The sequence below is a fragment of the Pseudomonas sp. MDV22-iso1 genome, from assembly GCF_058145095.1.
This window is the reverse complement of record NZ_JBYVMF010000012.1, coordinates 15,278-42,019: the sequence shown is the minus strand read 5'-3', so window position 1 is coordinate 42,019 and position 26,742 is coordinate 15,278. Positions and strand designations below refer to the sequence as shown.

Here is a 26,742-nt window from a genome sequence, read left to right as displayed (position 1 = left end):
AAAAGCCCTGCTTTCTTGACGAGATGCGGGGCTTTTTTACGTCTATCGTTTTGTAACGAAAGGATTCTTTTCATTCACTTCGCAAGGGGCATTGGGCCATGCGCCACCATTCGGTTATCCACACACCGAAACACAGTGATTACGATGAACTCGTGCAAGTCTGGGAAGCCTCGGTGCGAGCGACCCATGACTTTCTCCCGGACAGCTACATCGAACTGCTGAAGAACCTGGTGCTGACCCGCTATCTGGATGCGGTCATGCTGATCTGCACCACCGACTCACGCCAGCGCATCACCGGGTTCGCCGGTGTCGCGGCAGGCAAGATCGAAATGCTCTTTATCGACCCGGCGCACCGTGGCCAGGGTCTGGGAAAACAACTGCTGCACTATGCCATGGAACATCTGAATGCCGATGAACTGGACGTCAACGAACAGAATCCGCAGGCATTGGGGTTCTACTTCAAACAGGGCTTTGAGGTGATTGGTCGCTCAGAGCATGACGGCATGGGCCAGCCTTATCCCTTGTTGCATATGCGGCTGCGCCAGACGCAACAAATAACGCGAAATGGCTAATTAACCTTGAACACTGTGGGAGCTGGCTCGCCGGCGATAGCATCAACTCGGTCCAACAGACAACCGTGTCGCTTGCATCGCCGGCAAGCCAGCTCCCACATTAAAAGCACCTACAGTAAATGGAGCCGGGATTAACCGGCGCCCAGCAGGTACAATGCCCACCCCTTTTTTGTTACGGCCCTGTCATGACTGACCCGATTCGTCTCTCCAAACGCCTCATCGAACTCGTCGGCTGTTCCCGTCGGGAGGCTGAGCTGTTCATCGAGGGCGGCTGGGTCACCGTGGATGGCGAGGTCATTGACGAGCCACAGTTCAAGGTCGACACCCAGAAAGTCGAACTCGATCCAGAAGCCAAGGCCACCGCGCCAGAGCCGGTGACGATCTTGTTCAACGTTGCGGCAGGCATGGATGCGGAAACGGCCATGGCGACCATCAGCGCTGAAACCCTGAGCGAAGAACACCGCTTCAGCAAGCGGCCGCTCAAGGGTCACTTCCTGCGCCTGACCGCCAGTACCGATCTGCAGGCCAATGCCAGCGGTCTTCTGGTGTTCACCCAGGACTGGAAGATCCTGCGCAAGCTCACAGCGGACGCCGCCAAGATCGAGCAGGAGTATGTGGTCGAGGTGGAAGGCGAGATGGTCGCTCACGGCCTCAACCGCCTGAACCACGGCCTGACCTACAAGGGCAAGGAGCTGCCGGCGGTGAAAGCCAGCTGGCAGAACGAGAACCGCCTGCGTTTCGCCATGAAGAATCCACAACCGGGCGTGATCGCCCTGTTCTGCCAGGCCGTCGGCCTGAAGGTCGTCGCCATTCGTCGAATCCGTATTGGCGGCGTGTCCATCGGCAAAGTGCCCGTGGGGCAATGGCGCTACCTGTCCGGCAAAGAGAAGTTCTAAGACTTCTCTCGCCGCCACACATTTTCGGCGCCGCTGCTTATGCGGCGCCCACTGCTGAATATCAGGATTGCACACCATGATTCACAACGACGTACTGCGCAGCGTGCGCTACATGCTCGACATCAGCGACAAGAAAGTCATCGAGATCATCAAGCTCGGCGGCATGGACGTGTCCCTGGAAGACCTGTTGACCTATCTCGATAAGAAAGAGGAAGACGAAGAAGGCTTCGTACGCTGCCCGGACGAAGTCATGGCGCACTTCCTAGACGGGCTGGTGATCTTCAAGCGCGGCAAGGACGACAGCCGTCCACCGCAGCCGATCGAAGTGCCGGTCACCAACAACGTCATCCTGAAGAAACTGCGCGTAGCCTTCGAACTGAAGGAAGACGACATGCACGCCATCCTCAAGGCCGCCGAGTTCCCGGTGTCCAAGCCTGAGTTGAGCGCGCTGTTCCGCAAGTTCGGCCACACCAACTACCGTACCTGCGGTGACCAGTTGCTGCGCAATTTCCTCAAGGGCCTGACCCTGCGCGTTCGCCCGCAGTAATAGTCTGCCAACTGTAGGAGCGCACGCCGGCTCCTACAGAGGCGGTGGCGTTTCAGGGCTTAACCGAAATGCTTCCCCATTCCTCGCAAAAATAGTGGCTCCGCTTTCAGCGGCTGACGACTAGGGTGTATTGACCCTCAGCTCTCAGGACTCGCCATGCATCCCTACTTTTCCCTGCAAGGCCGCACCGCTCTGGTGACCGGTGGCACCCGCGGTATCGGCAAAATGATCGCCAAGGCTTATGTCGAAGCGGGTGCGACGGTGTACGTCTGCGCACGGGATGCCGAGGCGTGCCTGCAGACCGCCGAGGAATTAAGTGCCTTCGGCCAATGCCACGGGATGGCAGCCAATCTCGCCACCGAAGAAGGTGTTCTGCAGCTGGCGACGCGCCTGGGTGAGCACATCACTCACCTCGATATTCTGGTGAACAACGCAGGCACTACTTGGGGCGCACCGCTTGAGAGTTACCCCGTGAAGGGCTGGGAAAAGGTCATGCAGCTCAACGTGACCTCCGTGTTCAATTGCATTCAGCAGTTCCTGCCGCTCTTGAAAAAGGCCGGCTCAGCCGCGAACCCGGCGCGAATCATCAATATCGGTTCAGTCGCGGGGATCTCATCCTTTGGCGAGCAGGCCTATGCCTACGGCCCCAGTAAAGCGGCTTTGCATCAACTGTCGCGAATTTTGGCGCGGGAACTGGTGAGTCAGTACATCAACGTCAACGTCATCGCACCGGGACGCTTTCCGAGCAAGATGACGCAGCACATTGGCGATGACGAGCAGGCTCTGGCGCAAGACACGGCGTTGATTCCGATGAAGCGCTGGGGACGCGAGGAAGAGATGGCGGCGTTGGCTATCAGCCTGGCGAGTACAGCTGGGGCGTACATGACCGGGAATATTATTCCGTTGGATGGTGGGTTCAGTCTCTGAGATCAGCGATGGCGGGCTGACAGTCAGCCCCGATCCTGAGGTCGATCGGGTTATCATGCCCCCCCTCATCCCGCTTCGACCCTCATCATGACCTACAGCGTTTCCCCCATCGGCTTCGTGCGCTCCTGCTTCAAGGAAAAGTTCGCCATCCCGCGTCAGCCACAACTGGCCCCGGCCGCTCGCGGCGTGCTGGAACTGGTGGCACCGTTCGATCAGGGGGACGCCGTGCAGGGACTGGAGCAGGTCAGCCACGTCTGGCTGCTGTTCCTGTTCCATCGGGCGCTGGAAGAAAAACCCAGGCTGAAAGTCCGCCCGCCCCGTCTTGGCGGCAACAAGTCCATGGGCGTGTTCGCCACCCGCGCGACGCATCGGCCCAATGGCATCGGTCAATCCGTGGTGAAACTCGACAAGGTCGAAGCCAATCGACTGTTCATCTCCGGCATCGACCTGCTGGACGGCACACCGATTCTCGATATCAAACCGTACGTACCCTACGCCGACATCATCGACACAGCCTCCAACAGCATTGCCAGTGACGCCCCCCAATTGATTCCCGTGCAGTGGACGGACTCGGCACTGAAACAGGCTCACGGGCATGCTCAGCGGCTGGAAGAGCCATTGGTCCAGCTGGTTGAGCAATGTTTGGCGCAGGATCCACGGCCGGCGTATCAGACGCCTGTTCCTGAGCGGGAGTATGGCGCGCAGTTCTGGGATGTGGATGTGCGGTGGCATTACCCCGAATCAGGGATCATCCGCGTCCTGGAAGTCATTCCCGCCAAAGCCTGATCGCCAGAAACGAAAAAGCCCGCATGACCATCTCAGGCCATGCGGGCTTTTCTTTGCGCTACACATCTATTGTAGGAGCGAGCTTGCTCGCGAAAAACACCAAGTCAACGCATTCATTCTGGCTTCACGCGTCATCGTTCACGACCATCGCGAGCAAGCTCGCTCCTACAGGTGACCTAGGTCACTTCTCGACGAACGCGCGCTCGATCAGGTAATCACCCGGCTCGCGCATCCGCGGCGAGACTTTCAGGCCGAAGCTGTTCAACACTTCGCTGGTCTCATCAAGCATGCTCGGGCTGCCGCACAGCATGGCACGGTCGTCCTGCGGGTTGATCGGTGGCAGACCGATGTCGCTGAACAGCTTGCCGCTACGCATCAGGTCAGTCAGACGACCTTCGTTCTCGAACGGCTCACGGGTCACGGTTGGGTAGTAGATCAACTTGTCACGCAGTGCATCGCCGAAGAACTCGTTCTGCGGCAAGTGCTCGGTGATGAATTCGCGGTAAGCGACTTCGTTGACGTAACGCACGCCGTGGCACAGGATCACTTTTTCGAAACGCTCGTAGGTTTCCGGGTCCTGGATGACGCTCATGAAAGGCGCCAGACCGGTACCGGTGCTGAGCAGGTACAAGTGCTTGCCAGGCTTCAAGTCGTCCAGCACCAGCGTGCCCGTAGGCTTTTTGCTGATGATGATCTCGTCGCCTTCCTTCAGATGCTGCAACTGGGAAGTCAGCGGACCATCAGGCACCTTGATGCTGAAAAACTCGAGATGCTCTTCCCAGTTCGGGCTGGCAATCGAGTAAGCGCGCATAAGCGGGCGGCCATTGGGCTGTTGCAGGCCGATCATCACGAACTGACCGTTCTCGAAGCGCAGGCCCGGATCGCGGGTGCACTTGAAGCTGAACAGAGTGTCGTTCCAGTGATGAACACTGAGGACACGCTCGTGGTTCATGTTGCTCATGTACGGGGGACTCCTGGAGATTTTGCCTGCGCCGACGAGGTGCGCAATTGCATCGCATTCTAATCGCAGCGACAATATCTGTTAAATGGATTATTAAGATAAGGGTTATCGGTTATATCGATATGCGATTTACTCTCCGTCAACTTCAAGTATTCGTCGCTGTCGCCCAGCAGGAGAGCGTGTCCCGTGCTGCGGGCCTGCTTAACCTTTCGCAATCGGCGGCGAGCACCTCAATCACCGAGCTAGAGCGTCAGTGTAGCTGCCAGCTGTTCGACCGAGCCGGCAAACGGCTGAGCCTCAATGCCCTGGGTAAACAGCTATTGCCCCAAGCGGTGGCGCTGCTCGATCAGGCCAAAGAGATCGAAGACCTGCTTAATGGCAAGTCAGGTTTTGGCTCACTGGCAGTTGGCGCGACACTCACCATCGGTAATTACCTGGCAACTTTGCTGATCGGCAGCTTCATGCAGCGCCATCCGGAAAGCCAGGTGAAGCTGCACGTGCAGAACACTGCCAATATCGTGCAACAAGTCGCTCACTATGAAATTGATCTGGGTCTAATCGAAGGCGACTGCAGCCATCCGGACATCGAAGTGCAAAGCTGGGTCGAGGATGAGTTGGTGGTGTTTTGCGCACCGCAGCATCCCTTGGCCGTAAAAGGCACGGCGACCATGGAAGAACTGTCCCACGAGGCGTGGATTTTGCGCGAACAAGGCTCTGGCACGCGCCTGACCTTTGACCAAGCCATGCGCCATCATCGCAGCGCGCTGAACATTCGCCTGGAGCTTGAGCACACGGAGGCGATCAAACGCGCTGTGGAATCCGGTTTGGGGATTGGCTGTATTTCGCGGCTGGCGCTGCGCGATGCTTTCAGGCGTGGCAGCCTGGTACCGGTCGAAACACCGGACCTGGACCTGGCGCGGCAGTTCTATTTCATCTGGCACAAGCAGAAATACCAGACGTCAGCGATGCGCGAGTTTCTTGATCTGTGCCGCGCCTTCACCGCCGGGGTTCAGCGCAGCGACGAGATCGTCCTGCCCAACATCGCTTAAAGCAGAATGACTGCCCACACCAAAGCGATCATGGTCAACGCCACAAACTGAGCGGCGCTGCCCATGTCCTTGGCGTTCTTGGACAGCGGGTGCAATTCGAGGGAGATACGGTCAATGGCCGCTTCCACCGCGGAATTGAGCAGCTCGACAATCAGTGCCAGCAGGCACACGGCAATCAGCAGCGCCTGTTCGACGCGGCTCACGTTCAAGAAGAACGACAAGGGGATGAGCACGACGTTGAGCAACACGAGCTGACGAAAAGCCGCCTCGCCAGTGAAGGCAGCGCGCAAGCCGTCCAGTGAATAGCCTGAAGCATTAAGGATGCGTTTTAGGCCGGTCTGGCCTTTGAAAGGAGACATAAAGTAGTCAACTGAACCAAAAAGAAGTGGGAAAGCTAGATCAAGCGAAGTCAAAAAAGCGTGAACATGCGCGCTTTAGTGACTCGAAATTGACTCAAGTTGTTGCAAGAGCAGCGCGGCCTGGGTCCTGGTCCGCACATTGAGCTTACGGAAGATGGCGGTGACGTGAGCCTTGATGGTCGCTTCCGACACACTTAACTCGTACGCAATCTGCTTATTGAGCAACCCTTCACAGACCATCGTCAACACCCGGAACTGCTGGGGTGTCAGACTTGCCAGCCCTTCACTCGCGGCCTTGGCTTCATCAGAAACACTGACGGCTTCGAAGGCTTGAGGGGGCCAGAATACGTCGCCATCCAACACAGCCTTCACGGCTTTTTGAATGACGCTCAAGTCACTGGACTTGGGAATAAAACCGCTGGCGCCGAATTCACGGGACTTGACCATGATCGAGGCTTCTTCCTGGGCCGACACCATGACCACGGGAATTTGCGGGTACTGACCACGCAACAGCACTAACCCGGAAAAACCATAGGCACCGGGCATGTTCAGGTCCAGCAACACCAGATCCCAGTCAGATTTTTCGTCCAGGCGGGTTTCCAGCTCGGCGATACTCGCCACTTCCACCAGGCGGACATCCGGGCCAAGGCCCAGGGTCAACGCTTGATGCAGCGCGCTGCGGAAAAGAGGGTGGTCATCGGCAATCAGGATTTCGTATGTGGCCATTTTTCAAATGATCCTGTTTTTCAAACAACTCGAGGTGCCGCCACGGAGCGGCACCAACAGGGCACGTTCAACACCAATAACGTGGTTCTTCACGTAAGAAAACGGCGTATCAAACTTTGGCCGCGCCCTAATCGGCGCCAAGCATGCCCAGCGAAGACGGGGTGGTCAAGTTTCATGGCCGTCCCGTTCGTTGCAGTATGGGCGAAGCTCAGCACATCACCGGCGCAGTGCTCTGCACATAAGGCATGAGCTCGGCGTGAGCCGGTGTTGAAACGTTCATGTCCAGCTGATGTTTTGCATCGAGGTAATGCTGGCTGAACACGTCAAAATAAGCGTCCAGCGCTGACGCAGCGTCGGTATCGCCCGCAAGATCCAGACACAGGGCCGCCACTTCGGCGGTGCATAAATGTTCGCTGCGAGTGGAGCGCCGTAGCCGGTAGCGAGAAAGCTTTTCCGGCAGCAGACTCAGGATTGGCAGCCGATCGAAATACGGGCTCTTGCGGAAAATCTTCCTGGCTTCGGTCCAGGTGGCATCCAGCAAGATGAACAGCGGCCGTTTGGTGCTATCGACGTCAACACTGTTAGTCACGCGCTCAGGTTCGACATACTCGCCGGGAAACACCAGATACGGCTGCCATTGGGGGTCAGACAACAATGACAGGAGCTGCTGATCGACTTCGGTCCGAGACCAGATGAAGGCGTGGTTATCGCGTATCACATCGGCGATCAGCCAACCGGTGTTGCTTGGTTTGAACACCTCCTTGTTGGTCATGATCAGGCACACGCCGGAGCGGGCGTCGACTTGCGGACGCCACGCGCACAGGCAGTGACTCTCTATGACACGACAGGCACGGCAGCGCGGCGCCCTCCAGCCGCGCGCCTGAATCGGCTTGATACCCTCCTCCTCACGTTGGTCGCGCAAGCGGGCTACGGCGTTGGGGGCATGATTCATCTTGGGTAACACCGACAGACAGGAAAACTCGACACGAACGGCACTCGGGGCAATAAATGCCGGCAGTTTATCAGAGCTGCCAGCACAAGCCTGTACCGTCCAGACCACCTCCCCTATAATTCGCGACCACTGAACGCACAGTCATGTGACGGGTCGAAGCACCAGTCACTGAACCAGGAGAGTTTCATGCTGCGCCTTATCGTTCCCACCGCTGCCATTCTGCTAGCGTCGTCCTTCAGTGCTCAGGCTGCGTCTTTGAGTGAGCAGAATCTCAACCGAGAGCTGCGCAACGTTGCCGCTCAAAGCAGCGTCGGCACGCCACGGGCGATCAACGAAGATATTCTCGACCAGGGTTATACCGCTGAAGGCAATGTATTGATCAACCACTTGAGCGTGCAAAGCAGCCACGCCGAGAAGATGCGATCTGACCCGAAAGCGGTGTACTTCCAGCTGGGCGCCTCTGTCTGCCGGAATCCGGGATTCCGCAAGCTGATGGCCAAGGGGGCGGTCATGCGCTACGACTTTACCGAGGTGAAAACCAATCGCGCTGTCGGCTCCGCCAGCTTCCAGGAATCGGATTGCCCGAAAGCGACTCAGAAGAAAAAGTAATCAACGCGAGTTCTCGCGCCGCTGCTCATCCTCGGCGCGCAGCTCTGCCACCAGTGCCTGCAGATACCGTGACTGTCGCTCGGCTCCCGCGAGGCGCCGGCAACACTCCTCCTCAAGACTCAGATGATGGGTCTCGGCTGATAATTTCAGCAATCGATACAGTTGCGTATCGATCTCCAGAATGACTCTGGCCATCGTGTGACGCCTCCCTGCCCTTCGCCGTTGATTGCGCGATAAATCCTTTGAACTGCCTGTACCGAGCGTCTTGCTCTGGACGCAAAAGTCTGGTGACACCTCTGTCATTTAGTAAATCAGAGTAACGGACGCTCAGCTCGCGTTCAGACGAGCGGTGAAATCACTTTGCAAATCCTCAATAAGCGGTTGCCAGGAAAGACATTGCAGCGCAATGATCAATTCAGCGCAACTGATCGCGAGGGACTAGATTTAACGTATCCACCTTTATATTTGAGGGCCGAAAAGGAGCAGCCCGTTGTGCGTTTTGTTGCGAAGGTTTTTTTCATTCATCGAAAAAAACACAGCCTGTATGCAAGGAGAAGCTGAATGCCTTACCAACCGAATGACCTCCTTAGCCGTCATTTTGCAGAAGGCGGCCACGACCTCACCAGCAAGGTCGAAGAACAACTCAACCTGGTTTCACCCAACAGCCCGAACATACCGATTTACCGTGACATGATCCTCACCGTGCTGCGTATGGCTCAGGAAGATCACAATCGCTGGAATGCCAAAATAACCCTGCAAGCCCTGCGCGAACTGGAGCATGCCTTCCGAGTGCTTGAACCGTTCAAGGGTCGACGCAAAGTGACTGTGTACGGCTCTGCCCGAACGCCAATCGAACACCCTCTTTATGGCCTGGCTCGAGAGCTCGGTGCAGCATTGGCGCGCTCGGACATGATGGTGATCACAGGTGCTGGCGGCGGCATCATGGCGGCAGCCCACGAAGGTGCCGGCCTGGAACATAGCCTGGGATTCAATATCACGCTGCCTTTCGAGCAGCACGCCAACCCGACGGTACAAGGCACGGCCAACCTGCTGTCCTTCCATTTCTTCTTTACCCGCAAGTTGTTCTTCGTCAAGGAAGCCAATGCACTGGTTCTTTGTCCTGGAGGATTTGGCACGCTGGACGAGGCGCTGGAAGTGCTGACGCTGATTCAGACCGGTAAAAGCCCGCTGGTGCCAGTAATACTGCTGGACACGCCAGGAGGTAAATTCTGGCAAGGTGCGCTGGATTTCATTCACCACCAGCTGGAGGAAAATCGCTACATTCTGCCCACGGACATGAAGCTGGTGAGCCTGGTTTACAGCGCTGAAGAGGCGGTGGAGCAGATCAACCAGTTCTACAGCAACTTCCACTCCAGCCGCTGGCTCAAGCACCAGTTCGTTATTCGCATGAATCATAAACTCAGCGATCAGGCCCTTGAGCACATGCAGGAGGCATTTGCCGACCTGTGCCTGAGCGACCATTTCCATCAGCATGTTTACAGTGGCGAAGAACACGACGAAGAACAGTTCAGCCATTTGGCGAGACTGGCCTTTACCTTTAATGCACGTGATCACGGACGTCTGCGGGAACTGGTGGACTACATCAACCTGCCGGAAAACTGGGCCCAGACAAAACCGCAAGCGCAACAGCGCGCGCGTGAGCCTTCCAAGGTGATTTGAGACAAAAAAATGGCCCGTTATCGAAATAACGGGCCATTTAGTTTAATCATCCATTGCTCGACCACTGAACAACCGGCCGATCATTTCCATGGAATATCCGCGATAACTCAGGAACCTGCCCTGTTTGGCACGTTCTCGCGCATCAATCGGCAAATGCCCGGAGAACTTGCGTCGCCAGGTGTCTTCCAGCTGTGCCTGCCAACTGATACCGCTCTCGCGTATAGCAAGTTCGATATCAGTACGTTGCAAGCCGCGCTGACTCAACTCTTCTCGAATACGCAAAGGTCCGTATCCGGATCGGGCTCGGTAGGAAACGAAACTTTCGAGGTAACGGGCTTCGGATAACAAGCCCTCCTCCGTCAAACGGTCGAGTGCAATGTCGATCATTTCAGGGAGAGCGCCGCGCTGACGCAGTTTACGCGTCAGCTCGACTCGACCGTGCTCGCGTCGCGCGAGCAGGTCCATTGCAGTTCGCCGCACCGCGACGAGTGTATCGAGTACGGCGGTCATCAGATCATTCAGATATCAGCGTCTGCCAGGTCATCAGCAGTCTCTTTGACTGGCGATGCTTTAACGTCCGGCGCTGGAGTCAGCAGCTTGTCACGCAGTTGCTTCTCAAGCGTCGCGGCGATGTCCGGATTATCTGCCAGGTATTTCGCCGAGTTGGCTTTACCCTGACCGATTTTGGTGCCGTTGTAGGCATACCAGGCACCGGATTTTTCAACAAAACCGTGCAGAACGCCCAGGTCGATCATCTCGCCATTGAGATAGATGCCTTTGCCGTAAAGAATCTGGAACTCAGCCTGACGGAACGGCGAAGCCACTTTGTTCTTCACAACTTTGACGCGGGTTTCGCTACCAACGACTTCGTCACCTTCCTTCACCGCGCCAGTACGACGTATGTCCAGTCGAACCGAAGCGTAGAACTTCAGCGCGTTACCACCGGTGGTGGTTTCCGGGCTGCCGAACATCACACCGATTTTCATACGGATCTGGTTGATGAAGATAACCAGGCAGTTGGCGTTTTTGATGTTACCGGTGATTTTACGCAGCGCCTGGGACATCAAGCGGGCTTGCAGGCCCACGTGCATATCACCCATTTCGCCTTCGATTTCAGCCTTTGGAACCAGAGCAGCCACGGAGTCGACGATAATCACGTCAACCGCGTTGGAACGCACCAGCATGTCGGTGATTTCCAGAGCTTGCTCACCGGTGTCCGGCTGGGAAACCAGCAGGTCATCGACGTTGACGCCCAGTTTGCCGGCGTACTCAGGGTCGAGGGCGTGTTCGGCGTCAACGAATGCGCAGGTCGCGCCGGCTTTTTGAGCCTGGGCGATCACCGACAGTGTCAGCGTAGTTTTACCGGAGGATTCAGGACCGTAGATTTCAACGATACGACCTTTTGGCAGACCGCCAATGCCGAGCGCGATGTCCAGACCCAGAGAGCCAGTGGAGATAGCCGGGATCGCCTGACGGTCTTGATCGCCCATACGCATTACGGCACCCTTGCCGAATTGACGTTCGATCTGACCCAGGGCCGCAGCCAAGGCTTTCTTCTTGTTGTCGTCCATTAAAGTCCTCACGTAATCAATAAGGCCTGACGGCCAACACCTGTATAAGTAGACAGTATTATTCCACAGCGATTCAGGATCGCCTACCCCTGATTTGAGATTTCTAAAGCAGCGTGGCGCAGCAGCCCCTCTAGCGCGGCCTTCACCGTTTGTCGGCGGACCTCGTCACGGTTTCCAGAAAAGTACTGAACCTCGCTGAATGACTGCTCTCCGACACCCCAGGCCAGCCAAACCGTGCCGACCGGCTTGTTCGGGGAACCGCCATCGGGGCCCGCCACACCACTGACCGCCACCGCAAAACGCGCCCGGCTTTTAACCTGTGCGCCTTTTACCATGGCCTCGACCACCTCGCGACTGACCGCCCCGACGGTCGAAAACAGCTCGTCAGGAACACCCAGTTGCTCGGTTTTCTGACGGTTGGAATAAGTAACATAGCCGGCCTCAAACCACGCCGAGCTCCCCGGGATCCGGGTGATTGCCTCCGCAATCCCGCCACCGGTGCAGGATTCGGCGGTAGTGACGTGGGCATTGAGAACCTGCAAGCGTCTGCCGAGTTCAGCGGCGAGCTGGGTGATTTCTTTCACGGTCATCTCCTGATCGGGCGGAATGAGAACCACCGTACACGAGCAGATTGCGCTTGCAAGGCACAGCATCAATCAAAATGTGAAGAAGAAGAGAGAGCCTGAATGCCTCGCCCGGCTTTCATGCCTGCGTCGAGCGGACCGCACATGGTAACCTTGCGCCCATCGCGGAAAAGCCGGGCCCCCGCCCCTCCTTTGCCCTACACCTTTCAACGAATTTGCCTGATTATCCGATGAATAAAGCGCTCTCCGATCTGTCCTCCCACACGCCGATGATGCAGCAATACTGGCGCCTGAAGAACCAGCACCCCGACCAGCTGATGTTCTACCGCATGGGCGACTTCTACGAGATCTTTTATGAAGACGCGAAGAAGGCCGCCAAGCTGCTGGACATCACTCTGACAGCCCGTGGGCAGTCTGCGGGGCAGGCCATTCCGATGTGTGGAATTCCTTACCACGCGGCAGAAGGCTATCTGGCGAAACTGGTGAAACTCGGCGAGTCGGTGGTGATTTGCGAACAAGTCGGCGACCCGGCTACCAGCAAAGGCCCCGTCGATCGACAAGTGGTGCGCATCATCACACCGGGTACGGTCAGCGACGAGGCACTGCTGGATGAGCGCCGCGACAACCTGATTGCCGCGGTACTGGGTGACGAACGTTTGTTCGGCCTGGCAGTACTGGACATCACCAGTGGCAATTTCACGGTGCTGGAAATCAAAGGCTGGGAGAACCTGCTGGCTGAACTGGAACGAGTGAATCCGGTAGAGCTGATGATCCCGGATGACTGGCCAAAGGATTTGCCGGCGGAGAAGCGTCGCGGGGTTCGTCGCCGTGCACCGTGGGATTTCGAACGTGACTCGGCGCTGAAAAGCTTGTGCCAGCAGTTCTCCACCCAGGACCTGAAAGGCTTCGGCTGCGAGAACCTGACCCTGGCAATCGGTGCTGCCGGCTGCCTGTTGAGCTACGCCAAGGAAACCCAGCGCACGGCCTTGCCTCATTTGCGCAGCCTGCGTCACGAACGACTGGACGACACCGTCGTGCTGGATGGCGCGAGCCGTCGCAACCTGGAACTGGACACTAACCTGGCGGGTGGGCGCGACAACACTTTGCAGTCGGTGGTGGACCGCTGCCAGACCGCCATGGGCAGCCGCCTGCTGACTCGCTGGCTGAACCGCCCGCTTCGCGATCTGACCGTATTGCTGGCGCGCCAGACTTCGATCACCTGCCTGCTCGACGGCTACCGTTTTGAAAAGCTGCAACCGCAGCTCAAGGAAATCGGCGACATCGAGCGGATTCTGGCGCGTATCGGACTGCGCAATGCCCGCCCTCGAGACCTTGCCCGCCTGCGGGACGCACTCGGTGCCTTGCCTGAACTGCAAGTAGCGATGACCGAGCTCGAGGCGCCACACATCATTCAATTGGCCAACACCACCAGCACCTATCCGGAACTGGCGGCACTGCTGGAAAAAGCCATCATCGACAACCCACCTGCGGTCATCCGTGATGGCGGTGTGTTGAAAACTGGCTATGACAGTGAACTCGATGACCTGCAATCGCTCAGCGAGAATGCCGGACAATTCCTGATTGATCTCGAAGCACGCGAGAAAGCACGCACGGGATTGTCGCACCTGAAGGTGGGCTACAACCGCATTCATGGTTACTTCATCGAACTGCCGAGCAAGCAAGCCGAATCAGCGCCGGCAGATTACATTCGGCGCCAGACACTCAAGGGCGCTGAACGCTTCATCACCCCGGAGCTGAAGGCGTTCGAAGACAAGGCGCTGTCAGCCAAGAGTCGCGCACTGGCTCGCGAGAAAATGCTTTACGAAGCATTACTTGAAGACCTGATCGCACAACTCCCGCCTCTGCAAGACACTGCCGCCGCACTTGCCGAGCTGGATGTGCTGAGCAACCTCGCCGAGCGAGCGCTGAATCTGGACCTGAACTGCCCGCGCTTTGTCGAAGAGCCTTGCATGCGCATCAGCCAGGGACGTCACCCGGTTGTCGAGCAGGTACTGACCACGCCGTTCGTGGCCAATGACCTGAGCCTCGATGACAACACTCGCATGCTCGTGATCACGGGTCCGAACATGGGTGGTAAATCCACTTACATGCGTCAGACCGCGTTAATCGTGTTGCTGGCCCACATTGGCAGTTTTGTCCCGGCAGCCAGTTGTGAGTTGTCGCTGGTGGACCGCATTTTCACGCGTATTGGCTCCAGCGATGATCTCGCCGGTGGGCGCTCGACCTTCATGGTCGAAATGAGCGAAACCGCGAACATTCTGCACAATGCGACCGAGCGTAGCCTGGTACTGATGGACGAAGTCGGTCGCGGCACCAGCACGTTTGACGGTTTGTCCCTGGCGTGGGCAGCAGCTGAGCGCCTGGCGTATCTGCGGGCTTATACATTGTTTGCCACCCACTACTTTGAGCTGACGGTGCTACCCGAGGCCCAGCCATTGGTGGCCAACGTGCACCTCAATGCCACTGAGCACAACGAACGTATCGTGTTCCTGCACCACGTTCTGCCTGGCCCTGCGAGTCAGAGCTATGGCCTGGCTGTTGCGCAACTGGCTGGCGTGCCGAGCGAAGTGATCGTGCGTGCCCGCGAACACCTTGGCCGCCTGGAAGCGACCGCGCTGCCTCATGAAGTTCCAAAGCCAGCCAAAGGCAAACCGGCCGCGCCGCTACAGAGCGATATGTTCGCCAGTCTTCCGCACCCGGTGCTGGATGAGCTGGCCAAAATTGATCTGGATGACCTGACACCCCGTAAAGCTCTCGAAATGCTCTATGCACTAAAGACACGGATCTAACGCAGTTGCTTGCAAGCTGTTAGAATCTCGCGCGGTTTGGGATGCTGCAGGCTACAGCCTGGCCTGCAGACTATCGCTCCCAAACCCGGCGACCCCAACGTGAAGGGGCTCCGCTGCCGCCGCCTGAGGAGAAAATTAGAAATGACCTTCGTCGTCACCGACAACTGCATCAAGTGCAAGTACACCGACTGCGTAGAAGTCTGTCCGGTGGACTGCTTTTACGAAGGCCCGAACTTCCTGGTGATTCACCCGGATGAGTGCATCGACTGCGCATTGTGCGAACCAGAATGCCCTGCTGTGGCCATCTTCTCCGAAGATGAAGTCCCGGAAGACATGCAGCAATTTATTCAGCTGAACGTTGAGCTGGCGGAAATCTGGCCCAACATCACCGAGAAGAAAGAATCGATGCCCGATGCCGAAGAGTGGGATGGCGTCAAAGGCAAGATCAAAGATCTCGAACGCTGATTCCCCCGCGTTCTCGAAAAGGCCCCTTGTGGGCCTTTTTGCTTTTCTGCAGGCAAAAAAAAAGGGGCGGTTTGACCCGCCCACATTTTTTCCCTAGTCCCTGTATTCCTTTTTCATCATCCTGATGAATCGCTCCTGCGATTTCCTTTCCCTTCATCCTGGAAGGGTGTGTCTATCCGTTGACACACGTTGGATATTAGCGAGTTCCCGGTCGACGGCAATCACTCCCCAATGCAGATCGGGAACATTAAAATGGAGACGATAAAAATAATTATCCTTTAAATTCAACTACATAGTTTCAGCAATGGAAGTGCACGGCCGATTGGCAGGTTGTAAAAATAACGAACACTTACGAAAAGAGTAAGCGAAGACTTACAACAGCAGACTCAAATCCGGGGATATTCCTCACCGGACTGCAGCCAACAAAAAGCCCCGAACCAGTCGGGGCTTTTTGCTGCTTACCTGGCGATACGCTTACTGAAACAGCGACTCGCTCGATAAGCCATTTTTCTCCAGGATCTCCCGAAGACGCTTCAGACCTTCAACCTGTATCTGTCTGACCCGCTCACGAGTCAGGCCGATTTCCAGGCCCACATCTTCAAGGGTGCTGCTCTCATGTCCGCGTAGACCGAAGCGACGAATAACCTCTTCGCGCTGCTTGTCGGTCAGCTCTGAGAGCCATTGATCGATGCTTTGAGAAAGGTCGTCGTCCTGCAGGAGTTCGCAGGGATCAGTAGGACGGTCATCAGTAAGCGTGTCCAGCAGGGTCTTGTCCGAATCCGGCCCCAGCGAGACATCGACCGAAGAAACCCGCTCGTTCAAGCCCAGCATGCGCTTGACCTCGCCCACCGGTTTTTCCAGCAGGTTGGCAATTTCTTCGGGGGAAGGTTCATGGTCGAGCTTTTGCGTAAGCTCGCGTGCAGCCCGAAGGTACACGTTCAGCTCTTTGACCACATGAATCGGCAACCGGATGGTCCGGGTCTGATTCATGATTGCGCGCTCGATGGTCTGACGGATCCACCAGGTAGCGTAGGTCGAAAAGCGAAAGCCTCGCTCAGGGTCGAACTTTTCCACCGCCCGGATAAGCCCGAGGTTGCCCTCTTCGATCAGGTCCAACAGCGACAGCCCACGATTAACGTAACGCCGGGCGATTTTCACCACCAGCCGCAGGTTACTTTCAATCATGCGTTTGCGCCCGGCCGGATCCCCACTTTGCGACAAACGCGCAAAATGAACTTCTTCTTCGGGGGATAGCAGAGGGGAAAAGCCGATTTCGTTGAGATACAACTGCGTGGCATCAAGTGCACGCGTGTAGTCAATATACTTGTGTTGCTTTAGCGAGGCGGAGTGTTTGGATTTGGCACGAACGGAAGGTGGAGCAGCCCCTTCATCATTCGACATCGAATCCGTGCCGACGCCGGTCTCCATCAGGAGAACCTCATCGTCGATGTCAAACTCCGGCACTTCTTTACTGAGAGCCATTGTTATAGTCCTTTGGTGAGTTCGACCTCAAGCTCAAGCGGCGCCCTTATCCTTGGCAACGCTGGAGCCTGTTCCCTCTACGTGACGGAACAGGCTGGTAACAAATCAACGACGTGGCAGGAATTGCAGCGGATCTACTGGTTTACCTTGCCGGCGAATCTCAAAATGCAGTTTCACCCGGTCTGTACCCGTTGACCCCATTTCGGCAATTGTCTGTCCGACCTTGACCTGCTGCCCCTCCCGAACCAACAGCCTGCGGTTATGTCCGTAGGCACTGACGTAGGTATCGCTGTGTTTGATGATGACTAATTCGCCGTAGCCCCTTAAGCCACTCCCGGCGTATACCACCGTCCCATCAGACGCAGCTAAAACAGGCTGTCCCAAATCCCCGGCGATATCAATTCCTTTATTCAAACTGCCGTTTGAAGAGAATTTTCCAATCAGAATGCCATTAGATGGCCATCCCCAGCCGGTCGGGGCTGGGCCCGCAGGCGGTAGCGGAGCAGGTGCAGGCTTATTGGCGACGGACGGTACAACCACCGCTGTTCCCGCTGCCGCACCGTTTACAGGCCGACGAAAGACTGTGGTTTTACTCGATGATGACGGTGTTGAACTGGACGAACTGGCAACCGCTGTCGGTGTTGAACCGGTGCGCCCGTCAAAGCGAATTGTCTGACCCGGATGGATCGTATAGGGCGCAGGAATATTGTTTCGTGCGGCCAGGGCTTTGTAGTCCCAGCCATAGCGAAAGGCGATCGAGAACATCGTATCTTTGGGGCGTACGACGTACTGACCTGTGGTCACTGCCGGACGCTGAGCGGCTGCTTTGTTCCGATCGACGACGCGTACGTCACTGGATTTATTGCTGGAACAACCGACCAGCAAGGTGCTCAAGACAAGGCCAGTCACCAGGCGCTGAAAGCTCGTTATACCCATTCGCTGCGCAATGACTGTGAGACTCACCCGCCGCTCCCTTTGTGGTGGCTGAAAATTTGAATTGCCGTATCCGGCTCAAGTGTCGCAAGTATAACGGGCCGCGCCGGGTTTACCTTTAATGACGCGAGGCACACGTTTGCTAACCGACGTTGAATCCCGTTTAAAACTGGTGTTGCCGCTGTAAGACAGGGGCAAACGAATAGAATTCATCGCGTTGAAACAAATGCTCAGGCCAGTGGCCCATTCAGCAAAGGAACGAAACGAACGGCCCCCAGGACATGCCTGGAAAAACCCTGCTCTTCACGGATGATCAGCATCAGTTGTTGAACCTCGCCAGAACCCACCGGTATCACCAGCCGGCCACCCGGCGCGAGTTGATCGAGCAGCGCCTGTGGCACATCAGTCGCCACCGCCGTCACGATGATGCCGTTGTACGGCGCCAGTGCTGGCCAGCCCTCCCAGCCATCACCCCAGCGAAACACGACGTTGCGCAGGTTCAGTTCGACCAGCCGCTCCTTGGCCCGGTCTTGCAAGACCTTGATGCGTTCTACCGAGAAGACCCGCTCGACCAGTTGCGAAAGTACCGCGGTCTGATAGCCCGAACCGGTGCCGATCTCCATTACCTTGTCCAAAGGCCCCGCTTCCAGTAGCAACTCGCTCATGCGAGCCACCATGTAGGGCTGGGAAATGGTCTGGTTATGTCCGATCGGCAGCGCCGTATCTTCGTAAGCGCGATGGGCCAGAGCCTCGTCGACGAACAGGTGTCTCGGTGTACGGCGAATAACCTCCAGCACTTTGGCGTTGGAAAGGCCCTCGTCATAGAGGCGCTGAATCAGGCGCTCGCGGGTACGCTGGGAGGTCATCCCGATGCCGCGACGCAGAATGTCGTCGTGTTCACGGGCCATCAGCGCAAACCCTCCAGCCAGCCATCGAGACTTCTGAAGGCATCATTGAAGGTTCGATCCAGTTGCAGCGGCGTTATCGAAACATAGCCCTGCATCACCGCATGGAAATCGGTTCCCGGGCCGCCGTCTTCCGCGTCGCCGGCTGCAGCGATCCAGTAACCGGATTTGCCACGGGGGTCTACCACCTTCATCGGAGCAGCGGCACGAGCGCGATGCCCGAGGCGGGTCAGCTGAATTCCGCGGATATGATCCAGCGGCAAGTTGGGAATGTTCACGTTCAGCACCGTTCGCGGGGGTAACTCAAGATCAGCATGGGCTTCTACCAGCTTGCGAACAAAGTAAGCCGCTGTGGGAAGATTCTCCACCTGCCGTGAGACCAGCGAAAATGCGAACGAAGGACGTTCCAGAAAGCGTCCTTCCAGAGCAGCCGCCACCGTGCCGGAATACAGCACATCATCGCCCAGGTTAGCGCCCAGGTTGATGCCGGAAACCACCATGTCCGGTTGACGCTCCAGCAAGCCATTCAAGCCCAGATGCACGCAATCAGTGGGGGTGCCATTGATGCTGATAAAGCCATTGGCGAGCGTTTGAGGATGCAACGGACGGTCGAGCGTCAGCGAGCTGCTGGCGCCGCTTTTGTCCTGGTCCGGGGCGATAACCACGCATTCGGTGTAATCCGCCAGCGCAGCATAAAGCGCGGCAAGACCGGGTGCGGTTACCCCATCGTCGTTAGAAATCAGAATACGCATGGGCTGTCCGTCTGCCCCACCGGCACCAGATCGACAAGCTCGCGCACCAATACGGTGGCGAAGCATCCGGCCGGCAGGACGAATTCCAGTTGCAGAATGTCAGGCTCGGGATAATGCCACGTCAACCCACCAATGGGCAGCCGAAGGATACGACGTTCGTGGCTCATTCCGGCGTTAACCAACCAATCGCGCAAGTCTGCTTCGCGAGTGGCGATTGCCTGCTCCAGTTCATGGACAACACCAGTGGCCGGTGAGTCACCTTCGCCCCACTGTGGACCCGTCGGGTGCAAATCCAGAATCGCCAGACGCGGATCACTGCACTCTGCTTCACCTGCCGGAAAAAAACTGCGACTGTCGGTGAATGCCAACAGATCGCCGACCTGCGCACGGTCCCAGCTACCCTCAGCGACGCGTGCCGCCAGCACTTGGTTAAACAGGAAACTGCGCGCGGTAGAGAGCAAACGAGAACGAACGTTGCGTTGTTCCGGCAACGCCTTGCGCGCGGCCCAGGAACGGGCGTCCACCACATTACCGCCGTCGAACCCGAATCGCTGGGCGCCGAAATAATTGGGGACACCTTGTTTAACGATCAGCTGCAAACGCTCTTCAATCGCTTCTTTGTCGCCAGCGAACTGGGTCAGGCGCAACGTAAAACCGTTGGCTGAATGAGCCCCGCGTTGCAACTTGCGCTTATGCCTACCGGTTTTGAGGATTTTGAGTGTGTCGTTTTCGGCTGCCGACAAATCAGGATCCGCCTTGCCTGGCAGTTGCACGCTGAACCATTGGCGAGTCAACGCCTGACGATCCTTGAGTCCCGCGTAACTGACAGTGCGCAATGGAACACCTGCAGCCTTGGCGATCCGCCGGGCCGCTTCCTCGGTGTTCAAACCGCGCTTCTCTACCCAGATCCACAAATGCTCACCATCGCCACTGAGGGGGATGTTAAGCACTTCATCAACCTGGAAATCTTCCGCGGTGGCTTTCAATACAGCGGTGCCGAGCGCTTCACCATAGGCCCGCGGGCCGAGCAATTGCAGTTCGTTCATGCGCGCAGCAACAAGGCAACGGCGTGCACGGCAATGCCTTCTTCGCGACCGACAAAGCCAAGCTTTTCGGTGGTGGTAGCTTTCACGTTCACTTGATCCAACTCAACTTGAAGATCCGCAGCAATCAGCGCGCGCATCGATTCGATATGCGGGGCCATTTTTGGCGCCTGGGCGACGATGGTGTTATCGACGTTGCCGATTTTCCAGCCCTTGGCATGGATCAATGCAACGACGTGACGCAACAGCACTCGACTGTCGGCGCCCTTGAAAGTAGGGTCGGTGTCCGGGAAATGCTTGCCGATATCACCGAGCGCGGCAGCGCCGAGCAACGCATCGCTCAAGGCGTGCAGCAGGACGTCACCGTCGGAGTGAGCGAGCAGCCCGAAGCCGTGTGCAATGCGCACGCCGCCCAGAGTAATGAAATCGCCTTCAGCGAAACGATGCACATCATAGCCGTGGCCAATACGCATAAAAAAACGCCCCGATTTTTGTCAGGGCGTGATTCTACCTGCATTAGACGAGGGGGTGCTCTCAATTAGTGCCCCCTGCACAACTGCAGGCCCGCAGCGGTGGGAAAACTAACCGGGAGCCCTTCCCAGGGCGCGGCCGTGATGCTGCAAGTGGTCATCGATGAAACTGGCGATGAAGAAATAGCTGTGGTCGTAGCCGGGTTGCAGGCGCAACGTCAGCGGATGTCCGGCCAGTTTAGTCGCCTGTTGCAAGGCTTCAGGCTTGAGTTGGGTAGCCAGGAAGTCGTCGCGATCGCCTTGATCAACCAGCAGCGGCAGCTTCTCGTCGGCGTCGGCAATCAATGCACAGGCATCCCATTCGCGCCATTTCGAGCGGTCTTCTCCCAGGTAGCGGGAAAAGGCCTTCTGACCCCACGGGCAATCCATCGGGTTGTTGATTGGCGAAAACGCCGACACCGACAAATAACGTCCAGGATTACGCAATGCGCAAACCAGCGCACCGTGGCCGCCCATCGAGTGTCCGCTGATACCGCGCTTGTCCGACGCAGGGAAATGGGCTTCGACCAATGCCGGCAATTCCTGCACGACGTAGTCATGCATCCGATAGTGCCGGGACCAGGGTTCCTGTGTGGCATTCAGATAAAAACCCGCACCAAGACCGAAGTCCCACGCCCCATCCGGATCTCCCGGCACATCCGCACCCCGAGGACTGGTGTCCGGGGCGACGATGATCAGGCCCAACTCAGCCGCCATGCGCATGGCGCCGGCCTTTTGCATGAAGTTCTCATCGGTGCAGGTCAGGCCGGACAGCCAATACAGGACCGGCAGTTTTCCGCCCAGCTCCGCTTGTGGCGGCAGGTATACAGCAAACACCATGTCGCAGCCGAGCACGTCGGAACGATGCTTGTAACGTTTGTGCCAGCCACCGAAGCTCTTCTGGCAGGAGATATTTTCCAGGCTCATGAGCGACCTCAGAAATGGATGACCGAGCGGATGCTCTTGCCTTCGTGCATCAGGTCGAATGCCTTGTTGATATCTTCCAGGCCCATGGTGTGGGTAATGAAGGTATCCAGCGGGATCTCACCGGTCTCAGCCATTTCCACATAACTTGGCAATTCGGTACGACCTCGCACGCCACCGAACGCCGAACCGCGCCAGACGCGACCGGTGACCAGCTGGAATGGACGGGTAGAAATTTCCTGGCCTGCACCGGCCACGCCGATAATGACGGACTCGCCCCAGCCTTTATGGCAGCACTCGAGTGCAGCGCGCATCAGCTGGACATTGCCGATGCATTCGAAGGAAAAGTCGACGCCGCCATCGGTCATGTCAACGATGACTTCCTGAATCGGACGGTCGAAATCTTTCGGATTGACGCATTCGGTTGCACCGAGCTGTTTGGCGATTTCGAACTTGGCCGGGTTGATGTCGATGGCAATGATCCGTGCTGCTTTGGCTTTGGCTGCACCGATGACCGCAGAGAGACCGATGCCACCAAGGCCGAAGATCGCGACGGTATCACCTGGTTTTACTTTGGCGGTATTGAGCACCGCGCCGATGCCGGTGGTGACACCGCAACCGAGCAGGCAAACTTTTTCCAGTGGTGCTTCTTTAGGAATCTTGGCGACGGAGATTTCCGGCAACACGGTGTATTCGGAGAAAGTCGAGGTGCCCATGTAATGGAAAATCGGTTGGCCCTTGTAGGAAAAACGCGACGTGCCATCTGGCATCAAGCCTTTGCCCTGGGTCGCACGAATGGCCTGGCACAGGTTGGTTTTACCTGACAGGCAGAATTTGCACTGGCGGCATTCCGGGGTGTACAGCGGAATCACATGATCGCCCACGGCGACCGACGTCACGCCCTCACCAATGGCTTCCACCACTGCGCCGCCTTCGTGACCCAGAATCGACGGGAAGATGCCTTCAGGATCAGCACCGGACAAGGTGTAAGCATCGGTATGGCAGACACCGGACGCAACTACACGCAAGAGAACTTCACCGGCCTTCGGCATGGCGACATCAACTTCGACGATCTCGAGGGGCTTCTTGGCTTCGAAAGCTACGGCGGCGCGCGACTTGATCATGTGCTTCTCCAGTGAATAAAAACGAGAGGGGGAGTGTAATAGACCGCTTAACGATGAATAATCCGGACAAAAGCAAAACATTATTGCCACACAGGGATAATCGCGAATGTCGGAAAATCGCTGGGAAGGTATCGACGAATTCGTCGCAGTCGCCGAGAACAGCCAGTTCACCGCAGCTGCGGAACGTCTGGGGGTCTCGTCTTCCCATATCAGTCGACAAATAGCACGCCTTGAAGAACGCCTTCAAACTCGCCTGCTTTACCGCAGTACCCGTCGGGTAACGCTGACCGAGGCTGGGCAAACCTTCCTGCAACATTGCCAACGTCTGCAGGATGGACGCGAAGAAGCATTGAGAGCGGTCGGCGACCTGACCAGCGAGCCCAAGGGCATGCTGCGCATGACCTGCGCGGTAGCGTATGGCGAACGATTCATCGTACCGCTGGTAACCCGGTTCATGGGGCTTTATCCGCAGTTGCGTATCGACATCGAATTGAGCAATCGACAGCTCGACCTGGTGCATGAAGGCCTGGACCTGGCGATCCGGCTGGGTCGACTGCAGGATTCCCGATTGGTCGCCACTCGGCTGGCGCCAAGGCGCATGTACTTGTGCGCGTCGCCGTCCTACCTGGAACGCTACGGTCGCCCACACAGCCTGTCGGAGTTAAGCCGGCATAACTGCCTTATCGGCAGTACTGACCTGTGGCAACTGGAGCAGAACGGGCGTGAATTTTCCCAGCGGGTACAGGGCAACTGGCGTTGCAACAGTGGGCAGGCGGTATTGGATGCTGCGCTACAGGGAGTGGGCTTGTGTCAGTTGCCCGATTATTACGTGCTGGAGCACCTGAAAAATGGTGAGCTGGTTTCACTGTTGGAAACCCATCAGCCGCCAAATACGGCCGTGTGGGCGCTTTATCCACAGCAACGGCATTTGTCGCCGAAAGTGCGCAAGTTGGTGGATTACTTAAAGGAAGGGTTGGCCGACCGGCCGGAGTATCGAAGCTGATGCACATCATTGCCGGATTTGTTGTCTGATCCACCGCTATCGCGAGCAGTACACAGCCAACGAGTCATTCAGCGGCGATTGGCCCAACGCTGACGCAACCATTCGAGGTCTTCCGGACGCGTGACCTTGAGGTTGTCGGATCGACCTTCGATAAGGCGCGGTGCCAGCCCCGCCCACTCCATCGCCGAAGCTTCATCGGTTATAACCGCGTCGGCCACCAGGCTATCAGCCAGCGCCCGATGCAATGCGCCCAGGCGAAACATCTGCGGCGTATAGGCTTGCCAGATCACGCTGCGATCTACGGTTTCGACAACTCGACCATGCTTGTCGACCCGTTTCAAGGTATCGCGTGCCGGAATCGCCAGCAGCCCACCAACCGGATCGTCAGCCAGTTCACTCAGCAACTTGTCCAGATCATCACGGCTCAGGTTCGGTCGGGCAGCATCGTGAACCAGCACCCAATCCTCATCTTCAGCACCTAGCGCATGCAGATGCAAAAGCGCATTGAGCACAGACCCGGATCGTTCGGCACCGCCCTCCACTCGTTGAATACGAGCGTCGCCAGCACACGCCAGGTTTGGCCAGTAAGGATCATCAACAGCAAGACTGACCACCAACCCTTTCAGGGAAGGGTGATCAAGGAAACAGCCGAGGCTGTGTTCGAGAATAGTGCGCCCGCCCAATTGCAAATACTGCTTGGGACGGTCTGCAGCCATACGGGCACCAATGCCCGCAGCAGGAATGACGGCCCAGAAGGCCGGCAACAACGTGTTCATTGAGCCAATTGGTAAAGGGTTTCACCGTCCTTGACCATGCCCAACTCATGGCGAGCCCGCTCTTCGACGGTCTCCATGCCTTTTTTCAACTCACTGACCTCGGCGTCCATGACCCGATTGCGCTCCAGCAATCCTTCGTTCTCAGCATGCTGATCCGCAATCTGCTGAGTCAGCTCGGCCACTTGCGCCAGACTGCCATTACCCACCCAAAGGCGGTATTGCAGGCCAGCCAGCAGCAGGAGCAAGACGAGGAACAACCAATTGGGACTGCGCATCGAATATCGGGTTTCCAGTGAAAAAGACAGCCATGCCAAAACGTGAAGCTTCTGATAGCACGAAGCCTGGAAGACCCAGGCTTGTGCTAGTAAGGCATCAGATTAGTGGCAAATCCATCGCTGTAGCGATTTTTCCGACACAATCCGGTGTCTTTTTTTCTATTTGCCAATCAGCCGCGGAACTCGCTGCGACCGTTGTACTTGGCTTTGCCGTTCAACTGCTCTTCGATACGCAGCAGTTGGTTGTACTTGGAGACGCGATCGGAACGGCACAGAGAGCCGGTTTTGATCTGGCCAGCCGAGGTGCCCACAGCCAGGTCGGCAATGGTCGAATCTTCGGTTTCGCCGGAGCGGTGCGAGATTACGGCGGTGTAACCAGCGGCCTTGGCCATCTGGATGGCTTCCAGGGTTTCGGTCAGGGTGCCGATCTGGTTGAACTTGATCAGGATCGAGTTGGCGATCTTCTTATCGATGCCTTCTTTCAGGATCTTGGTGTTGGTTACGAACAGGTCGTCACCTACCAGTTGGACTTTCTCGCCGATCTTGTCGGTGAGGATTTTCCAGCCAGCCCAGTCGGACTCGTCCAGACCGTCTTCGATCGAGATGATCGGGTAACGCTCGGTCAGACCTTTCAGGTAGTCGGCGAAACCTTCGGCGGTGAACACCTGGCCTTCGCCGGACAGGTTGTATTTACCGTCTTCGTAGAACTCGCTTGCCGCGCAGTCCAGTGCCAGGGTCACGTCGGTGCCCAGGGTGTAACCGGCGTTGGCCACGGCTTCGGAGATCACTTTCAAAGCGTCTTCGTTGGAAGCCAGGTTAGGTGCGAAACCACCTTCGTCACCGACGGCAGTGCTCAGGCCACGGGCCTTCAGAACGGCTTTGAGGTGATGGAAAATCTCGGTGCCCATGCGCAGACCTTCCGAGAAAGACTTGGCGCCAACTGGCTGAACCATGAATTCCTGGATGTCGACGTTGTTATCGGCGTGCTCGCCACCGTTGATGATGTTCATCATCGGAACCGGCATCGAGTAAACACCCGGGGTGCCGTTCAGGTTGGCAATGTGAGCGTACAGCGGCAGGTCCTGGTCCTGAGCTGCTGCCTTGGCCGCGGCCAGGGAAACGGCGAGGATTGCGTTAGCACCCAGGGAGCCTTTGTTTTCAGTACCGTCGAGCTTGATCATCGCGTGATCCAGCGCCTTCTGGTCGCTTGGGTCCATACCTTTCAACAGGTCGCGAATCGGACCGTTGATGTTGGCGACGGCTTTGAGCACGCCTTTACCCAGGTAACGGCTCTTGTCGCCATCACGCAGCTCGAGCGCTTCACGCGAGCCAGTGGAAGCACCGGACGGCGCGCAAGCACTGCCGATGATGCCGTTATCGAGAAGCACGTCCGCTTCCACGGTGGGGTTGCCACGGGAGTCGAGAACTTCACGACCTTTGATGTCGACGATTTTTGCCATTGTTGTAAACACTCCAAAGTTGACGAAAACGACGCAGCTAGAGGAAAACTTTTACCGTCGGC

At 57.1% G+C, this 26,742-nt stretch carries 30 protein-coding genes; 11 read left to right on the top strand and 19 right to left on the bottom strand.

The annotated features are described in order from the left end of the window. Positions 1-98 precede the first annotated feature (98 nt). The 5 genes from AC3ZVB_RS15225 (at position 99) to tsaA (ending at position 3,728) form a co-directional block, all read left to right on the top strand. Positions 99-572, top strand: a complete 474-nt coding sequence (locus AC3ZVB_RS15225; RefSeq protein ID WP_490147001.1) for an acetyltransferase — start codon at positions 99-101, stop codon at positions 570-572. Between the two features lie 185 nt (positions 573-757). Continuing rightward, entirely contained in the window at positions 758-1,468 is a 711-nt protein-coding gene (locus AC3ZVB_RS15220; RefSeq protein WP_162439091.1) for an rRNA pseudouridine synthase, read from the top strand. Between the two features lie 76 nt (positions 1,469-1,544). After that, positions 1,545-2,015 (top strand): YehS family protein, encoded by a 471-nt coding sequence (locus tag AC3ZVB_RS15215; protein ID WP_162439092.1) that lies wholly within the window; start codon positions 1,545-1,547, stop codon positions 2,013-2,015. A gap of 156 nt (positions 2,016-2,171) precedes the next feature. Further along, a complete protein-coding gene (locus tag AC3ZVB_RS15210) occupies positions 2,172-2,942 on the top strand; it encodes an SDR family oxidoreductase (RefSeq protein WP_490147000.1) in 771 nt (256 codons plus the stop codon). 87 nt (positions 2,943-3,029) lie between these two features. Then, the gene (gene tsaA, locus AC3ZVB_RS15205) at positions 3,030-3,728 is read left to right on the top strand and encodes a tRNA (N6-threonylcarbamoyladenosine(37)-N6)-methyltransferase TrmO (RefSeq protein WP_490146999.1); all 699 of its coding nucleotides are present in this window, start codon (positions 3,030-3,032) and stop codon (positions 3,726-3,728) included. Positions 3,729-3,909: 181 nt separating this feature from the next. Here tsaA and fpr read toward each other — a convergent pair whose 3' ends face one another. Beyond that, positions 3,910-4,689 (bottom strand): ferredoxin-NADP reductase, encoded by a 780-nt coding sequence (gene fpr, locus AC3ZVB_RS15200; protein WP_008054100.1) that lies wholly within the window; start codon positions 4,687-4,689, stop codon positions 3,910-3,912. Between the two features lie 122 nt (positions 4,690-4,811). Here fpr and AC3ZVB_RS15195 point away from each other — a divergent pair, with 122 nt between their 5' ends. Further along, positions 4,812-5,738, top strand: a complete 927-nt coding sequence (locus AC3ZVB_RS15195) for a LysR family transcriptional regulator (RefSeq protein WP_162439095.1) — start codon at positions 4,812-4,814, stop codon at positions 5,736-5,738. Here the strand turns inward: AC3ZVB_RS15195 and AC3ZVB_RS15190 are convergent. The 3 genes from AC3ZVB_RS15190 to AC3ZVB_RS15180 form a co-directional block, all read right to left on the bottom strand. After that, positions 5,735-6,097, bottom strand: a complete 363-nt coding sequence (locus AC3ZVB_RS15190) for a diacylglycerol kinase (RefSeq protein WP_092272298.1) — start codon at positions 6,095-6,097, stop codon at positions 5,735-5,737. The genes AC3ZVB_RS15195 and AC3ZVB_RS15190 overlap by 4 nt on opposite strands. 75 nt (positions 6,098-6,172) lie before the next feature. Continuing rightward, complete coding sequence (gene erdR / locus AC3ZVB_RS15185; RefSeq protein ID WP_162439096.1) at positions 6,173-6,823, bottom strand: response regulator transcription factor ErdR; 651 nt, start codon at positions 6,821-6,823, stop codon at positions 6,173-6,175. Between the two features lie 208 nt (positions 6,824-7,031). Further along, positions 7,032-7,775 (bottom strand): tRNA-uridine aminocarboxypropyltransferase, encoded by a 744-nt coding sequence (locus tag AC3ZVB_RS15180; RefSeq protein WP_162439097.1) that lies wholly within the window; start codon positions 7,773-7,775, stop codon positions 7,032-7,034. Positions 7,776-7,961: 186 nt separating this feature from the next. On the opposite strand from AC3ZVB_RS15180, the gene AC3ZVB_RS15175 reads away from it, so the two are divergent. Beyond that, entirely contained in the window at positions 7,962-8,384 is a 423-nt protein-coding gene (locus AC3ZVB_RS15175; RefSeq protein WP_194691214.1) for a PA3611 family quorum-sensing-regulated virulence factor, read from the top strand. On the opposite strand, the gene AC3ZVB_RS15170 is transcribed toward AC3ZVB_RS15175, so the two are convergent. Beyond that, positions 8,385-8,579, bottom strand: coding sequence for a hypothetical protein (locus AC3ZVB_RS15170; RefSeq protein ID WP_490146998.1), 195 nt, complete (start codon positions 8,577-8,579; stop codon positions 8,385-8,387). Positions 8,580-8,945: 366 nt separating this feature from the next. Between AC3ZVB_RS15170 and AC3ZVB_RS15165 the strand changes: the two genes are divergently transcribed. Then, the gene (locus AC3ZVB_RS15165; RefSeq protein WP_194691215.1) at positions 8,946-10,064 is read left to right on the top strand and encodes an LOG family protein; all 1,119 of its coding nucleotides are present in this window, start codon (positions 8,946-8,948) and stop codon (positions 10,062-10,064) included. A gap of 42 nt (positions 10,065-10,106) precedes the next feature. Here the strand turns inward: AC3ZVB_RS15165 and recX are convergent, their stop codons facing one another. From recX to AC3ZVB_RS15150, 3 genes are all read right to left on the bottom strand, one after another. Next, positions 10,107-10,574, bottom strand: coding sequence for a recombination regulator RecX (recX, locus tag AC3ZVB_RS15160; RefSeq protein WP_162439101.1), 468 nt, complete (start codon positions 10,572-10,574; stop codon positions 10,107-10,109). Positions 10,575-10,582: 8 nt separating this feature from the next. Then, the gene (gene recA, locus AC3ZVB_RS15155) at positions 10,583-11,635 is read right to left on the bottom strand and encodes a recombinase RecA (RefSeq protein ID WP_162439102.1); all 1,053 of its coding nucleotides are present in this window, start codon (positions 11,633-11,635) and stop codon (positions 10,583-10,585) included. A gap of 83 nt (positions 11,636-11,718) precedes the next feature. After that, on the bottom strand, positions 11,719-12,225 hold the full coding sequence (locus AC3ZVB_RS15150; protein ID WP_490146997.1) for a CinA family protein: 507 nt from the start codon (positions 12,223-12,225) through the stop codon (positions 11,719-11,721). A gap of 224 nt (positions 12,226-12,449) precedes the next feature. On the opposite strand from AC3ZVB_RS15150, the gene mutS reads away from it, so the two are divergent. Both mutS and fdxA read left to right on the top strand, forming a co-directional pair. Beyond that, complete coding sequence (mutS, locus tag AC3ZVB_RS15145; protein WP_194691218.1) at positions 12,450-15,029, top strand: DNA mismatch repair protein MutS; 2,580 nt, start codon at positions 12,450-12,452, stop codon at positions 15,027-15,029. A gap of 141 nt (positions 15,030-15,170) precedes the next feature. After that, on the top strand, positions 15,171-15,494 hold the full coding sequence (gene fdxA / locus AC3ZVB_RS15140) for a ferredoxin FdxA (RefSeq protein ID WP_128872800.1): 324 nt from the start codon (positions 15,171-15,173) through the stop codon (positions 15,492-15,494). Between the two features lie 474 nt (positions 15,495-15,968). Here fdxA and rpoS read toward each other — a convergent pair whose 3' ends face one another. From rpoS to AC3ZVB_RS15100, 8 genes are all read right to left on the bottom strand, one after another. Further along, positions 15,969-16,976, bottom strand: a complete 1,008-nt coding sequence (gene rpoS, locus AC3ZVB_RS15135) for an RNA polymerase sigma factor RpoS (protein ID WP_490146996.1) — start codon at positions 16,974-16,976, stop codon at positions 15,969-15,971. 105 nt (positions 16,977-17,081) lie between these two features. Beyond that, on the bottom strand, positions 17,082-17,939 hold the full coding sequence (locus tag AC3ZVB_RS15130) for a peptidoglycan DD-metalloendopeptidase family protein (RefSeq protein ID WP_194691219.1): 858 nt from the start codon (positions 17,937-17,939) through the stop codon (positions 17,082-17,084). Between the two features lie 200 nt (positions 17,940-18,139). Beyond that, positions 18,140-18,775: a protein-L-isoaspartate(D-aspartate) O-methyltransferase gene (locus tag AC3ZVB_RS15125; RefSeq protein ID WP_178114317.1), complete on the bottom strand. Its 636-nt coding sequence runs from the start codon at positions 18,773-18,775 to the stop codon at positions 18,140-18,142. Positions 18,776-18,816: 41 nt separating this feature from the next. Further along, positions 18,817-19,566, bottom strand: a complete 750-nt coding sequence (gene surE, locus AC3ZVB_RS15120) for a 5'/3'-nucleotidase SurE (RefSeq protein ID WP_162439108.1) — start codon at positions 19,564-19,566, stop codon at positions 18,817-18,819. Next, entirely contained in the window at positions 19,554-20,612 is a 1,059-nt protein-coding gene (truD, locus tag AC3ZVB_RS15115; RefSeq protein WP_162439109.1) for a tRNA pseudouridine(13) synthase TruD, read from the bottom strand. The genes surE and truD overlap by 13 nt, the downstream gene beginning before the upstream one ends. Beyond that, complete coding sequence (ispF, locus tag AC3ZVB_RS15110) at positions 20,609-21,082, bottom strand: 2-C-methyl-D-erythritol 2,4-cyclodiphosphate synthase (RefSeq protein ID WP_162439110.1); 474 nt, start codon at positions 21,080-21,082, stop codon at positions 20,609-20,611. The genes truD and ispF overlap by 4 nt, the downstream gene beginning before the upstream one ends. A gap of 108 nt (positions 21,083-21,190) precedes the next feature. After that, positions 21,191-22,045, bottom strand: coding sequence for an S-formylglutathione hydrolase (fghA, locus tag AC3ZVB_RS15105; protein WP_490146995.1), 855 nt, complete (start codon positions 22,043-22,045; stop codon positions 21,191-21,193). Positions 22,046-22,053: 8 nt separating this feature from the next. Beyond that, positions 22,054-23,166: an S-(hydroxymethyl)glutathione dehydrogenase/class III alcohol dehydrogenase gene (locus AC3ZVB_RS15100; RefSeq protein ID WP_054616002.1), complete on the bottom strand. Its 1,113-nt coding sequence runs from the start codon at positions 23,164-23,166 to the stop codon at positions 22,054-22,056. Positions 23,167-23,272: 106 nt separating this feature from the next. On the opposite strand from AC3ZVB_RS15100, the gene AC3ZVB_RS15095 reads away from it, so the two are divergent. After that, complete coding sequence (locus tag AC3ZVB_RS15095) at positions 23,273-24,169, top strand: LysR family transcriptional regulator (RefSeq protein ID WP_490146994.1); 897 nt, start codon at positions 23,273-23,275, stop codon at positions 24,167-24,169. A gap of 68 nt (positions 24,170-24,237) precedes the next feature. On the opposite strand, the gene ispD is transcribed toward AC3ZVB_RS15095, so the two are convergent. The 3 genes from ispD to eno form a co-directional block, all read right to left on the bottom strand. Next, positions 24,238-24,945 carry a 2-C-methyl-D-erythritol 4-phosphate cytidylyltransferase gene (gene ispD, locus AC3ZVB_RS15090; RefSeq protein ID WP_490146993.1) on the bottom strand — a complete coding sequence of 236 codons (708 nt, stop codon included), beginning with the start codon at positions 24,943-24,945 and terminating at the stop codon, positions 24,238-24,240. After that, the gene (gene ftsB, locus AC3ZVB_RS15085) at positions 24,942-25,220 is read right to left on the bottom strand and encodes a cell division protein FtsB (RefSeq protein ID WP_008028992.1); all 279 of its coding nucleotides are present in this window, start codon (positions 25,218-25,220) and stop codon (positions 24,942-24,944) included. Before ftsB ends, ispD begins: the two co-directional genes overlap by 4 nt. A gap of 170 nt (positions 25,221-25,390) precedes the next feature. Continuing rightward, positions 25,391-26,680, bottom strand: a complete 1,290-nt coding sequence (gene eno / locus AC3ZVB_RS15080; protein WP_162439114.1) for a phosphopyruvate hydratase — start codon at positions 26,678-26,680, stop codon at positions 25,391-25,393. Between the last annotated feature and the right edge of the window lie 62 nt (positions 26,681-26,742).